Origin of the sequence: Urechidicola vernalis (assembly GCF_031846385.1) — a bacterium.
GTDB lineage: Bacteria > Bacteroidota > Bacteroidia > Flavobacteriales > Flavobacteriaceae > Urechidicola > Urechidicola vernalis.
In genome coordinates this window covers 299,947-314,789 of sequence record NZ_JAVRHV010000001.1, presented here as the reverse complement: position 1 = coordinate 314,789, position 14,843 = coordinate 299,947, and the positions used below count along the sequence as shown (strand labels likewise).

General features: G+C 32.1%; 9 protein-coding genes. 4 read left to right on the top strand and 5 right to left on the bottom strand.

What is annotated here, in order from left to right:
* Position 1 precedes the first annotated feature (1 nt).
* From RM519_RS01375 to pheT, 4 genes are all read right to left on the bottom strand, one after another.
* The gene (locus tag RM519_RS01375; RefSeq protein ID WP_311591695.1) at positions 2–1,330 is read right to left on the bottom strand and encodes a toxin-antitoxin system YwqK family antitoxin; all 1,329 of its coding nucleotides are present in this window, start codon (positions 1,328–1,330) and stop codon (positions 2–4) included.
* 28 nt (positions 1,331–1,358) lie between these two features.
* On the bottom strand, positions 1,359–4,613 hold the full coding sequence (locus RM519_RS01370; RefSeq protein ID WP_311591694.1) for a toxin-antitoxin system YwqK family antitoxin: 3,255 nt from the start codon (positions 4,611–4,613) through the stop codon (positions 1,359–1,361).
* Positions 4,614–4,757: 144 nt separating this feature from the next.
* Positions 4,758–5,786 (bottom strand): quinone-dependent dihydroorotate dehydrogenase, encoded by a 1,029-nt coding sequence (locus RM519_RS01365; RefSeq protein WP_311591692.1) that lies wholly within the window; start codon positions 5,784–5,786, stop codon positions 4,758–4,760.
* A 54-nt stretch (positions 5,787–5,840) separates the two neighbouring features.
* Positions 5,841–8,267, bottom strand: a complete 2,427-nt coding sequence (pheT, locus tag RM519_RS01360) for a phenylalanine--tRNA ligase subunit beta (protein ID WP_311591691.1) — start codon at positions 8,265–8,267, stop codon at positions 5,841–5,843.
* Positions 8,268–8,412: 145 nt separating this feature from the next.
* Here pheT and RM519_RS01355 point away from each other — a divergent pair, with 145 nt between their 5' ends.
* From RM519_RS01355 to RM519_RS01345, 3 genes are all read left to right on the top strand, one after another.
* Positions 8,413–9,303: a serine hydrolase gene (locus RM519_RS01355; protein WP_311591690.1), complete on the top strand. Its 891-nt coding sequence runs from the start codon at positions 8,413–8,415 to the stop codon at positions 9,301–9,303.
* Positions 9,304–9,313: 10 nt separating this feature from the next.
* Complete coding sequence (gene chrA / locus RM519_RS01350; protein ID WP_311591689.1) at positions 9,314–10,438, top strand: chromate efflux transporter; 1,125 nt, start codon at positions 9,314–9,316, stop codon at positions 10,436–10,438.
* Between the two features lie 70 nt (positions 10,439–10,508).
* Positions 10,509–11,303 (top strand): hypothetical protein, encoded by a 795-nt coding sequence (locus RM519_RS01345; RefSeq protein ID WP_311591688.1) that lies wholly within the window; start codon positions 10,509–10,511, stop codon positions 11,301–11,303.
* A gap of 26 nt (positions 11,304–11,329) precedes the next feature.
* On the opposite strand, the gene recG is transcribed toward RM519_RS01345, so the two are convergent.
* On the bottom strand, positions 11,330–13,435 hold the full coding sequence (recG, locus tag RM519_RS01340) for an ATP-dependent DNA helicase RecG (RefSeq protein ID WP_311591687.1): 2,106 nt from the start codon (positions 13,433–13,435) through the stop codon (positions 11,330–11,332).
* 77 nt (positions 13,436–13,512) lie between these two features.
* Here recG and RM519_RS01335 point away from each other — a divergent pair, with 77 nt between their 5' ends.
* On the top strand, positions 13,513–14,721 hold the full coding sequence (locus tag RM519_RS01335; RefSeq protein ID WP_311591686.1) for an RsmB/NOP family class I SAM-dependent RNA methyltransferase: 1,209 nt from the start codon (positions 13,513–13,515) through the stop codon (positions 14,719–14,721).
* The last annotated feature ends 122 nt before the right edge of the window (positions 14,722–14,843 follow it).

The window sequence follows — 14,843 nt, the reverse complement described above, 5'->3', positions numbered from 1 at the left end:
CTTATTGTTTTTTTCCATTCACATAATTTTCTTCTTTAAGTAATTTACCTTCATCATCAAAATATTTCCAGATTCCTATTTCCTTTAAACTGGAATTCTTTCTCCCTTGCATAATACGAATGTCTTTATCATTGTACCAAGTATGAAGGGAACCCGAGTCTGCTATCCTTGCAACTTGATAACCATGTCTTATAGCTTTACTATCATATTCTATAACATATTTTTGCCATTTACCCTTTACCTTGTTAAAATATATTGAACTAGAATATCCTGGCATTTGAATTTTCTTAACTCTTCCGTCTTCAAAATATTCTTTACTTTCTAATATGTACTTGTAATCATCAAAACGCTTGTTTTTATATCTTTTCAGATCTCTTCTTTCTGACCTCAATTTTCCACTTTGATAATAAGTCTTAATCATTTTTACATCGCCATCTAAAACTGACTCATATGATAACTTGCCATTAGGAAAATAGGTCTTTCTTTTAACTTCCCATCCATTTTCAAAAGTGGCTTGTCCAGAATTTATATTTTCAGAATTATAGCGCTTCCAAACTCCCGAACCTCTGTTTACTTTTATCTCATCAAAACTAGGTATAATATCATAATTACCGTCTTCAAGAACTTTATATCCTTCTATTTTAACATTTCCTTTCCAGTAATACATAACATGAGTTTCATCATCATCATAGGAATCTGGTTCATATATTATAAATATCGCATTTGTCTCATCTTCATTTACAATTAACTCAAATTCTACCTTTTTTCTTAAGTCAACATCTTCAAACCAACCTTCCCAGTCAAAATTTTGCTTATGTACAATAAGTTTTCCATTTTTATATTGCTCTCGACTAAATAATTTACCATCATCAAAATAAATGGTTTGACCATGATAAAGGCCATCTTTAAAGTTCTTAATTCTAAAAATTAAACCTGAATGTTCATATATTTTTTCTTCCCCGTCTTTTAATCCATTTTTATAAAAACGTGTTTCAGCAATTACACCATCATCAAAATATTTCTTTGAAACACCTTCAAGCTTCCCCAATTCATAATTTGAAACTTGAAAAAGAGTACCATTTTCCCAATAGACGCTATGTGTGCCATGAAATTTTCCATTAAGATAATTTACTTCTGCAAATAAGGATTTATCGTTTCTATAATATGACCATTCACCAGTCTTTTGCTTTTCTTTATTGTAAAGTCCAGCAGTTTTACTTTTGTCAAGATTCGTACTAGGAATTTTGCTTAATAACTGAGCATTAGAAAAAGAGATAAAACTAATACTTATTACAAGGTTTAATAAAAAATATTTTTGTTTGGATTTCATACGATAATTTTAATATTTATTAATTTAACTATTCTTTAGAGCCATATACATAATTTTCTTCTCTCAGAAAATTACCTTTACTATCATAAACCTTAAAAACACCATTTTTCTCACCATACTCATATGTTCCTTCTAATCTAATCTTTCCATTTTCATAAAACTCACGAACATAACCATGCATACTTCCATTGATGTCTTCATATTTTGCTTTTAAAACACCATTTGAATGATACATTGATATCATATTCTCACGAATTCCTTCATTATAGTTTACTTCCGTAAATAGTACTCCATTTTTATAGCATTTTGTTAGTCCATGTCTTATACCATCATTGTTATGAGAATATTCAAAAGTCATATTTTTTTTGTATTCATAACTTTTCATGGTATCTCCTGAAGTGCCATATTCAAAATTTGCCTTTTTTATTATTCTCCCTTCTTTATCAAACTCTTCGTACAAACTGTCTGGACTCTCTTTTATACCATGTTTATAAGTGGCTTTTAACCTTAGTTTACCATTTGGATGAAAGTACTCCCAGTAGCCGTAATCTCTACCACTGAATCTAAATCCAATTCCCGTTAAAATTCCATCCTTGTTATAATGTTTCATCCTTCCGTCATTCTTAACAGTGGCATAATCTATTTCAGTCAATAGCATCAAGTTCGACATTAATCTCTGAGCAAAACCTTCTTTACCTTTAGAGTCAAAATATTGCTCAGTTGGCTTAAGCTTTAATATCTTATTATATGAATGTGCCAACATTTCTTCTCTAAAATCAAAATTTCTATCCAAATTTTCTAGCATTTTAAACTCTGTCATTTCAGCAACCAAAAACTCCTTAGAATAAGAATCATAAGGAATTGAAGATAACATTAAGACTTCATCTCCATGAGTTTTTTTATAGAATCCTGCCTCGAAATCATATTCATCTCCTCCTTCTTTAAAATTAATATTTATTGAATTTACATATTTGTATTCATTCATACTTGCAGCTACTCCCATAGTACGCTTAAGAACTTTTAACTTAACTTTTAATCCTATATCACTTATCTCCTCAGAAGGAATTGCTTTAAGTTTATCATAATATTCTTTTAATTCTTTATTTTCTACAAAATCAATATCATAAGTATAATCATAAGTTCCTATTTCAATTCTTGGATTCCAAAAATAATTCTCATTGCCACTTATTCTGCCAGAATCTTTTATTAGTTGCTCACCCAATAGCAATGAATAAACTTTGTTTGATATTGTGGGTTCATTCATTCGTGCTAATAATAAATCTTCATTATTTTCACCTCCAATAAAATCTAAATCTCCTTCTAAATTTCTTCTAAATAAATGTGAACCATCATCATAATTTAAAATAACTTCAGGCTCACTTTTTATTCTATTTGAAATAGTTCGCCCTTCTTCATTAAGCATCATGTTAAATAATTCTCGTTTTGGGAAAGAATAAATCATATATTTCTTTTGCCTGAGTAGAAATAGTAGATTCACCTCATTTGGATTAGAACTCTTAAAAGATTTATCGTTTAATACATAAACTTTTGCTTTATTAAAAAAACTCCTATTATATTCATATTGACTTTTTGTTTCTTCCAATAATTTCTTAAGAAAGACATGGTTACTGGCCAAATTTTTATTTTTCTCTTTTATTAACCCAATCCTTAACTCTTCTAAATTGATATTTAATAATTGATTCAAATTTGGTTGCAGTCCACTAAATTTACCATTTTTATAGGTTATTTTCGTTGGCTGAATCAACCTTATATCATTTATGTAGTCTAATTGTTTATTAAAACTCGCATTATCCATAAAACCAGAAACTGGTAATGCCGTATTATTATTCCATGAGCTTTTTCTTTCAATTATTGCCTCCTTCTTTAAAACATCAACTCTGAGAAAAGTTCTAGTTGTATATTTATAAGGTAAAAAGGGTCCGGTTTTGCTATATCTAGAAACCGTGTTCTGATCCGCGGAAGTCTCCTTTAACGATTCAGTTATATCCATATATAAGATGTTATTCTTAAAATAAACATCATTAATTTTAAGATGTGTATATCCCGAATAACTTACCCTATAGTTTGGGGAAGAATTAGTTAATCCTGCAGCAACACTAGTTGCATTTAATCTGTTATTTAGTTCTCCTTTAAACTTTCTAGAATAAATAAAGTCTTGATATCCAGAAATCGATGCTAAAACTCTTTTTTTCAATTTATCCGGATTCGAGTCAGACGGATATACAGCGTCAATTTTTTTTCTTAAATCAATTGAAAACTTGCTATTTGCCGAGTTTATTTGCTTTATAGATTCAGAAAATGCAATTTTGTAAGCCTTTAACTCACGTCTTCTTTCCGTTTCTTCTGCTTGTTTACGAAGACTTCTATTTTCGAAACCAGAAACTATCAACATCCCTAGATCGGTCATCGACTTTTCCATTTGCTGCCCAAAGGCCTCCCATTGCCAATCATTTTGAACCATTTGGAATGCCTGTTGATCGCTAAATCCACCTGTTCTGTATGAATAAAAATCACTGTTTTTTAGAGCTTCACCAACAGCCATTTGGTACTCAATATCAGTTAGAACTAATTTTTCGGACTCTTCCCTAGCCTTTTCATCTTCAATTTCTAATCTTCTTTTTGTATCTGCGGCCTTTCTCTTCTGCTCTGCCTCCCATTTCTCAAATTCAGAATTATACTTAGAATTGCTTGATGAGGAATTAATTTTCTTATTAATAGATGATTTAAATTCGGCTAATCTTTCAAAATAAGTATTCTTTAATTCATCAATTTCAAATCTAAAATTCAATTTATAAAAATCTGAACTTGTTTTAAGGTCAAATCTATTGACCATTGATTTTACTTCATCGTCATCTAGATATACAATATCTAGAGATCCTTGACCTACACCCCTAATGGTTTTATTAAAATATTCAGAAAAATGAATATCATATGTAAAAATAAACGTAGCTTTTAAATCACTACTTACTTTATCTATTACGATTGGAAAACCTTCTTCTGATCTAGAATATGTTTCACCATTAATTTCGAACATTGTAATTTCATAACTCGTAATACTACATTGCACACGAACATCTCCCAATCCAGGTGCATCTGCTCTACATTTCACTGTTGCTTTATACCAATAGACACCCCCATTAGCTTCTCCTTTTCCTTCAATTTCTGAAGTACTAGTAATATAATCTTGCTGGGCAATTAATTGAATAGGTAAAAGAAATAAAAAAGAACAGTATAAGAATTGTCTGAAAAACTTTAAATGCATATGTGAGGACAAAAGAAGGTTTCGTTATTGAATATTTCAATTATATAAACGGCAAGATACCTAATTTTCTCATTTCAAAAAATACTCAAATTGAGTATTTTGAACTTAGGCAAAAAAGGGGTTCGGTAAATATTAAGATATAAACTAACGAATTAATGCTTTGTTAATTTTCTTTACCAAACCAGGCCCTTCATAAATAAACCCGGTATAAACCTGAACTAAATCGGCCCCTGCTTCAATCTTTTCAAGAGCATCTTTAGAAGAATGTATACCTCCAATTCCTATAATTGGAAATGCTTTGTTCGATTTATCTGCTAAGAATTTAATCGTTTTGGTACTTCTATCTTTCACTGGTTGGCCAGAAAGTCCTCCATTTCCAATTTCCTCCAATCGTTCATTACTCACTTTTAAACCTTCTCTATTGGTTGAAGTATTTGAAGCAATTACCCCGTCAATCCTAGTTTCAGCAACCAAATCAATTATTTCTTGTAATTGTACATCGTTCAAATCTGGAGCAATTTTTAATAATATTGGTCTTTGCAATTCAAATTTAGAATTGGCATTTTGAACGGCAGTAATCAATTCTACCAAATAATCTTTGTCTTGTAATTTTGCCATAGACCCAACATTTGGACAACTTACGTTTAAAACAAAATAATCAACATTTGGATGCAATTCATTAAAACACTCCAAGTAATCTTGGGTGTATTGATCTGATGAACTACTTGTCATCTTTCCAATATTTCCACCTATAATAACATTTGTCTTTAACTCCTTCAAACGCTTTGAAATCTCCTCAACTCCTGCATTATTAAATCCCATTCGGTTAATGATTCCTTTATCGGCTTTTAAACGAAATAATCGCTTTTTAGGATTACCCTCTTGTGCACGTGGTGTAACTGTTCCAATTTCTATAAAACCAAATCCAAAATTCTCTAACTCATTAATGAGCACAGCATTCTTATCGAAACCTGCACCTAACCCCACAGGGTTCTTAAATTTAAGTCCAAACAATTCACGTTCTAAACTGACATGATTCACTGTATACATACTTTTTACAATTCCTTTTACAAATGGAATCTTAAAACTAGATTTCAAAAAAGAAAATGTGAAATGGTGCACCTTTTCAGGGTCAAATAGGAATAGAATTGGTCTAATTAATAATTTATACATATTCAATTACAATAATCTATTTATAAAAATTCCCGCCAATAGGCAGGAATTTATTTATCTTAAAACAGCATTTAAATTCTTTTCTAAAGACTGCTGCATTTTTTGCATTACCTTTTCAATTTGCTTATCGTTTAAGGTCTTTTGTTCGTCTTGCAATACAAAACTTACCGCATAAGACTTTTTACCTTCTGGCAATTTATCTCCTTCATAAACATCGAATAAATCAACTTCTTTCAAAAGCTTTCTTTCAGATTGGAACGCCGCATTATATATTTCTGAGAACTTAACACCCTTATCAATTAACAAAGCTAAATCCCTTTTAACTGAAGGAAATTTTGGTAAATCTGTGACCTTAAATCCTTTTCTGTTGGCTACTTTTAAAATATTCTCCCAGTTAAAATCAGCAAATAAAACCTCTTGCTTTATTCCAAAAGATTTTAAAATTGAAGGCTTCACAACCCCAAAGTCAACCAATTTAATTTTTCCAAAACCTAAATTGATGCCTTCAGAAAACAAATCACTTTTTGTTGGACTTGTTTTCATTTTCTGAATTCCTAAACGGTTCAATAAGGTTTCAACTACTCCTTTAAAATAAAAGTAATCGGATTTTCGAGCATCTACAGCCCAACTATCTTTAGATCTATTTCCTGTTACAAATAACGTCAAATGTTTTTGCTCGCTATAACCACTTTCATATTTGTGGTACGTTTTTCCAAATTCGAAAAACTTTAAAGAGCTATTCTTTCTGTTAATATTATAAATAACGGACTCTAAGCCACTAAATAGCATCGATTGTCTCAACACACCTAAATCGCTACTTAATGGGTTTAACATAGCCACATCTTGCTCACTATTAAGGTTTTCTGTTTGCTCTAGATAAGAAGCTTTTGTTAAAGAATTGGCCATCGTTTCATTAAAACCTATACCTGTAAGTAAATTTCCGGCAATGTTTTCAATCTTAACCCCATCAAAATCATCTGTAGAAATAGAAGTATTTAACTTATGTGAAAATTGAATATTGTTATATCCATAAACTCTTAAAATCTCTTCAATAACATCTGCTTCACGTTGTACATCAACTCTATATGATGGAATAGTTAATCCAAGACCACCGTCTGTTTCGCTATTTAATTTTATATCTAAAGAAGCTAAAATATTTTTGATGCGTTCTTTTGGGATTTCATCACCAATTAAACGATTCATTCTTTCATAAGAAATAAAAACCTCAAAGTCTTCAATTTTCTCCGGATAAAAATCCGAAGGGTCGGATGCTTTCTTACCTCCAGCAATTTCCACTATTAACAAAGCTGCACGCTTCATAGCATACATTACAAAGTTTGGATCAATTCCTCTTTCAAACCTAAACGATGCATCGGTATTTAATGCATGACGTTTTGCTGTTTTTCTAACAGAAACCGCATTAAAGTAAGCACTTTCTAAAAAGATACTTGTCGTACTTTCTGTAACTCCAGAATCTATTCCACCAAAAACACCTGCAATACATAATGGGTTAGAATCTGCATCACAAATCATAATATCATCTTGATGTAAAGATCTCTCAACACCATCTAGCGTTGTAAACTTTGTTCCTGCTTCTAATGTTTTAACTAAGATCTTATTCCCTTTTACTTTTGACGCATCAAAAGCGTGTAAGGGTTGTCCTAGTTCATGTAAAACATAATTTGTAGCATCTACAATATTGTTAATTGGACTTAAACCAATGGCTTTTAATTTATTCTGCAACCATTTGGGAGATTCTCCAACATTAACATCTGTAATCGTAATTCCACAATATCTAGGTGCTAATTCTTTATCTTCAACTTCTACGTCAATACGTAACTTTCTTTCATCAACATGAAAATCCATAACAGATGGAGAAATTAACTCTAACATCATATCATTCTGAATTAAACCAGCACGCAAATCACGGGCCACACCATAATGACTCATGGCATCTGCCCTATTAGGTGTTAAACCTATTTCAAAAACTTCATCACTCTCAATTTCGAACACTTCAGCACAAGGAGTTCCAACTTTTAAGCCTGCATCTAAAACCATAATACCATCATGGCTTTCTCCAAGACCTAATTCATCCTCTGCGCAAATCATACCATGACTCTCTTCCCCTCTAATCTTTCCTTTTTTAATTTTGAAAGATTCTCCTTTGTCATCATACAAAAACGTTCCTATAGTTGCTACAGGAACTTTTTGTCCAGCAGCCACATTCGGTGCTCCACAAACAATTTTTAACGCTTCTTTTCCGCCAACATCGACGGTTGTAACCTTTAATCTATCTGCATTTGGGTGTTGCTCACAGGTAAGCACTTCACCTACAACAATTCCTTTCAAACTTCCTTTTACAGATTCTACGGTTTCAATTCCTTCAACTTCAAGTCCTAAATCGGTTAATAATTCTCCAGTTTTCTCAGCGTTCCAATCAACTTTAATAAACTGCTTTAACCAATTGTATGATATTTTCATCTAGTAGTACATTTTTTCAAGATGCAAAGATACTCTAAATTAAGCCATTTTAAAAATTGTCATAATTGAAATAACAGTACTTTTCAACATCAAATTAAAAGGTTGATTTTAATCTGTATTTTAGTACCGAAAAATTCAAGCATTAATGTATAAAAAACACATAATTCTAGTATTTACATTACTACTTTTTATAAATTGTAATGTTGATAAAGATCAAGATTTCAAAAATAAAATTCAAAACGATTTAAAGAACATTAAAGGAAATACGGCTCTGGTTCTCTTTGATTTAAATCAAAACAAAACACTACTTAACATAAATAGCAAAGCCGAGTATCATGCTGCAAGTACTATGAAAGTACCGGTAATGATCGAGGCTTTTAAACAAGCGAGAGAAGGTAAGTTCAGTATCAAAGATTCAATTTTAGTAAAGAATGAATTTAAGAGTATAGTAGATGGTAGTGCTTACCAAATGGATATTACAGATGACGGTGGAGATGAACTATACAAAATGGTCGGTAAAAAAGTTACCATAGAAAAGTTAATTTACGATATGATAACAGTAAGTAGCAATTTGGCAACAAATATTTTGATTGATATGGTAGATGCTAAAAAAGTTACAGAGACAATGAGAAGCCTAGGTGCAGAAAAGATTGAGGTTTTACGTGGCGTTGAAGATCAGAAAGCCTATGACAAGGGGTTAAGCAATTCAACTACCGCTAATGATTTAGTTCAAATATTTAAAGGAATTGCTTCGAACGCTGCAGGATCTGAAGGTGATTGTAACAATATGCTATCCATTTTAAAAGATCAAAAATTCAATGATTTAATACCGAAATATTATCCTAAAAATGTGACTGTTGCACATAAGACTGGCTCAATAACTGGGGTTCATCATGATGCTGGAATTATATATTTGCCCAATGGAAATTCATATGTTTTGGTAATTCTATCTAAAAATTTGGAAGATTTTGAAAAAGGTACAGATGCATTGGCAAAAATCTCAAAAAAAATTCTAGACCAATTAATGAAACCATAATAAATTACCATTGAAAAAAAGCACACACATAAAAGAAGTTTTTTTCCTTTTTCTAAAATTAGGAACGGTGGCATTTGGCGGACCTGCTGCGCATATTTCCATGATGGAAAGTGAAGTGGTTACCAAACGTAAATGGATGACACGTGAACATTTTTTAGATATGGTAGGTGCTACAAATTTGGTGCCCGGTCCAAACTCCACACAAATGACCATGCATTGCGGTCATGTCAGAGCGGGGTGGCTTGGCTTATGGGTCGCCGGCCTTTCATTTATTTTTCCTGCAGTAGTTTTCACTTTAATTCTGGCCATGTTTTATGGTAAATATGGTGAAGTTCCGGGAATTGCTCCAATTTTTTATGGTATAAAACCTGCAGTTATCGGAATCATTTTTACTGCAACTCAAAAACTAGGAAAAAAAGCCTTTAAAAATTGGCAATTAATAGCCATTGGAATATTGGTTACAGCACTTTCTTTATTTGGAATCGATGAGTTTTTATTAATTATTGGAAGTGGAGTTATTGGAATGATTTGGCTTAATTTTGGTCAGCAAAATTCTCTTAAAACTGTTATTGCCCCGTTACTTTTAATCGCAAAACCTGTTGGAATTAATATAAGCAATACTGCAATTTTCACATCTTTTTTAAAAATAGCAATTTTACTATTCGGTAGTGGATATGTATTAATTGCATATGTTGATGCGGAATTAGTTGAAAAATTAGGTTGGCTTACAAAAGAACAGTTGCTAGATGCCATTGCTTTTGGACAGTTTACACCTGGACCTGTTTTAACGACAGCAACATTTATTGGGTATCAATTAAATGGTATTTCAGGAGCACTATGGGCTTCATTAGGTATGTTTTTACCTTCATTTTTCTTGGTAGGTTTATTGGTTAAATTAATTCCAATTCTTAGAAAGTCTAAACTACTTTCAAAATTCTTAGATGCTGTAAATGCTGGTGCCGTAGGTATTATGATTGCAATTTCTTTAAAATTGGGATATGAACTTGCCTTTGAATGGCAATCCTTATTAATTATGGTTGTAAGTATACTTGTTGCTTTTCGATTTAAAAAAGTGAGTTCTTTTTACATTATTATAGGTGGAGCCACGCTCGGTTTTTTACTTTCCTTTTTGTAAAAATTTATTTTTTCAACAATTCACTTATATTCGTGCCTTATAAAAAAATCCTAATTAAACATTTTTTACAATGCATTTAAGAAAAATCACCATATTAATCATCTCTCTATTTATTTGTGCAAGCGTTTATTCTCAAGAAGATAAACTATTAGCAGATATGGATAAAGATTTTAAATCGATTCAGAAAGCACTAGTTGAGGCGTTTGGTTATTTCTTTAAAGTTTCAGACATCGCTATTGCAGAATCAAAATTAAAAGAAGGAGAAGTTTTAATAACTGAAAAACTAAATCATTATAAAAACAACAAATCAGCATACGGAGAAATTAACGATTATGATTATTATACCGATCTTTTTGAAAAGGAAACTTCTGCTGCAATAGAACCCTACAAAAAAAGCCTTACACTTTCAGTTGAAATATGTTCAAATACTGGGACAGGAAAAACATTTCAGAATGAGGAAGAAATGAGACTTGCCATTGGTTTATATTATAAATATGAAGAGTTTTCTAATCGCCATTTTGAATTAAGAGAAAATATTGACGGCATAAATGAATTGCTTGTAAATTTTTCTACTATTGAAGCCACTCTAGATTGCAATGACATTAAAACCTATGAAGGTTTTTTGAATAACGTAAAGGAACTTAGACCCCAATACAAAGAATTTAATATAGAACTTGGATCACTGGTAAATGAATTACCAGAAAAACAAAGGACTTTACATTTGGAATCGATAAACGATACTTTATTTGGTAGTTTTAACACTATTATGAATCAATATGACAGAACAGGATTTGATAGTGGCCTGGATACCGAAAACACTTTTTTCTTTTTAAATAGCGCAAAGCAAAAGTTAAATTGTAATTAGAAAAAAATACTACAAAAACAAGAACATTAACTAATGTTACTCCAAACAGCCGTATTTTTTTGAATGCCAACATAGGTTTTTCTAATAGGCAGGTTATCGGCTAATTCCAAACTTGGATCTACCTGCAATACATTAAATGCTGTGGCTCTGGCTTTTGACAATAACAAGGAATCTTTAGTAATATCAGCAATTTTAAGATTTAGCACACCGCTTTGTTGCTTGCCCATTATGTTTCCAGGCCCACGCAATTTTAAATCAACGTCGGCAACTTCAAATCCATCTGTAGTTTTTACCATGGTTTCTAAACGAGTTTTTGCTTCTGAAGATAGTTTATGGCTTGTCATTAAAATACAATAACTCTGTTCCGCACCGCGTCCTACTCGGCCTCGCAATTGATGCAATTGCGAAAGTCCAAAACGCTCAGCACTTTCTATAATCATAACACTTGCATTGGGTACATTTACGCCAACTTCTATTACCGTCGTAGCCACCATAATCTGTGTTTCTCCCTTTATAAAACGTTGCATTTCATATTCCTTGTCTTCAGGTTTCATTTTACCGTGTACAATAGAAATTTGAAATTTGGGTAATGGAAACTCTCTTGCAATACTTTCATACCCATCCATTAAGTCTTTGTAATCCATTTTTTCAGATTCCTGAATTAGAGGATACACCACATAAACCTGACGCCCTTTAGCAATTTCATCTTTCATAAATTTAAATACTGAAAGACGATTGGAATCGAATCGATGTGCTGTAGCAATTTCTTTTCTTCCAGGCGGTAACTCATCAATTACAGAAATATCTAAATCGCCGTACACACTCATAGCCAAAGTTCTAGGTATAGGTGTCGCAGTCATTACCAATACATGTGGAGGCAACTCGTTTTTCTGCCATAATTTGGAACGCTGCTCAACACCAAATCTATGTTGCTCATCAATTATTGCAATACCTAAATTTTGAAACTTAACCTTATCCTCTATCAATGCATGTGTGCCAATCAAAATTTTCAACTCTCCAGATTCTAATGCGGCATGAATCTCTCTTCGTTTTTTTGCCTTTACAGAACCTGTCAACAATTCAACATGCACGTCCATTTCTTCTAGTAATGAATTTATGGCATTGTAATGTTGTGTGGCTAAAATTTCGGTTGGCGCCATAATAGCGGCTTGATACCCATTATCTAAGCCTATTAACATTGTTAACAAGGCTACAATTGTTTTTCCCGAGCCTACATCTCCTTGAAGCAATCGATTCATCTGAGCATTAGATGCAACATCTGCACGAATTTCTTTTAAAACGCGTTTCTGAGCATTGGTTAAATCAAAAGGTAAATAATCGTTATAAAATGTATTAAAATACTTTCCAATCTGTTCAAATGGATACCCTTTAATCTTTGATTTATGAATCATTTTTTTTCGAATCAATTGCAATTGAATATAAAACAACTCTTCAAACTTTAAGCGCTGCTCTGCCTTTGTCAATAATTCTTGACTCTTTGGAAAATGTATATTAAAATAGGCTTCACTTTTAGATATAAATCCTTCGTCTTTTAAAATGGAACTCGAAAGTGTTTCTTGAAATTTTCCTTTATATTCTTCAAACAAACTTTGCATCATTTTTTGGATCACGCGATTTGTTACCCCTTTATTTGTTAAAAGTTCAGTTGAAGGATAAACAGGTTGCATTACAGATCTTAAATTCCGTTTATACTCGCTCACCAACTCCATTTCTGGATGCGCAATATTAAATGCTCTATTAAAAGAAGTTGCCTTTCCAAATACAACATAAGGCACATTTACCTTTAAATTTTCTTTTATCCATTTTACCCCTCTAAACCATACTAATTCCATTGTTCCAGTACCGTCAACAAATGTCGCTACTAACCTACTTCCTCTTTTCTGCTTTACTGTTTTGATATTGCTAATTTTTCCAACTACTTGAATTTCTGAGGTGTTGGGCTGCAATTCATTAATCTTATAGAATTGCGTTCTATCAATATATCTATTCGGAAAAAAGTTAATTAAATCTCCAAAAGTTCTAATTCCTAATTCTTTCTTTAGCAAATCGGCTCTAGAAGGTCCAACGCCTTTTAAATAAGAAATAGATGTGTTAGAGTTGTACGGAGGCATTAAATGAATTTAGCAGTGCTAAAATAAGAAATAGTCAGTATTCATTCGTACATTTGCAAACCAAAATTTTAAGGCAAATGAGATTACATAGAAACTTGTGTTTTACGGTTATAGATTCACTTAATGCTATCTTTAATGATGAAGAATATGCAGGCAAAGTAGTTGAAAAAGCCTTAAAGAGAGATAAGCGATGGGGAGCGAGAGATCGTAAGTTCGTAGCTGAAACGATTTATGACATTGTTCGTTGGAAACGTTTGTATAATGAAATTGCTGGAACCAAGGACCACTTTACAAGAGATAACTTATGGAAATTATTCGCTGTTTGGGCGGTACTTAAAGGAATTGAATTACCAGATTGGAAATATTTCGAAGGTACGCCAGTAAGACGAATTAAAGGGAAGTTTGATGAAGCACAATCTACGCGCGCCATTAAGGAATCGATTCCTGATTGGATGGATGAAGTTGGTGTGAAAGAATTGGGTGAAGCAGTGTGGTCTAGAGAATTAACGGCATTAAACCTGAAAGCGGAAGTTATTTTAAGGGTTAATACTTTAAAAATTGATATTGCAACGCTTCAAAAATTCTTGCGCAAAGAAGAAATTGAAACTGAAAAAGTGAGAGATAATCCAACTGCATTAAGGTTAACCGAACGTAAAAATGTGTTTCTTACAGACGCCTTTAAACGCGGATATTTTGAAGTGCAAGATGCTTCCTCTCAATTGGTTGCTCCATTTTTACAAGTACAACCAGGAATGCGTGTTGTAGACACTTGTGCTGGTGCTGGAGGTAAAACATTACACCTAGCCTCTATTATGCAAAATAAAGGGCAAATAATTGCAATGGATATTTATGCCGGTAAATTGGCGCAATTAAAGAAAAGAGCAAAAAGAGCTGGAGTTCATAATGTTGATATGCGTGTTATAGAAAACACCAAGGTTATTAAAAAATTGAAAGATTCGGCAGATGCAGTTTTAATAGACGCTCCTTGTAGTGGAATTGGGGTTTTAAAACGTAACCCAGACTCTAAATGGAAATTACAACCTGAATTTTTAGATACAATTAGGGCTACGCAAGCGGAAATTTTGTCAAGTTATTCTAGGATGGTGAAGAAAGGTGGAAAACTAGTATATGCAACTTGCTCTATTTTACCTTCTGAAAATCAAGATCAAGTAACATCATTTTTAAAATCTCATCCAGAATTTAAATTTGTAGAAGATCGAAAAATATTGCCTTCAAAATCTGGTTTCGACGGATTTTACATGGCTTTGCTTGAACGAGAAAATTAGAACAAATATGAGAATAGAAGCGGTCAAGAATTTGGTCGCTTTTTTTATTCAATATTATTAACAAAATTTATAAAAATGGGTGCAGAATAGGTACTTTTGCACTTTGTTAAACAATACAAACA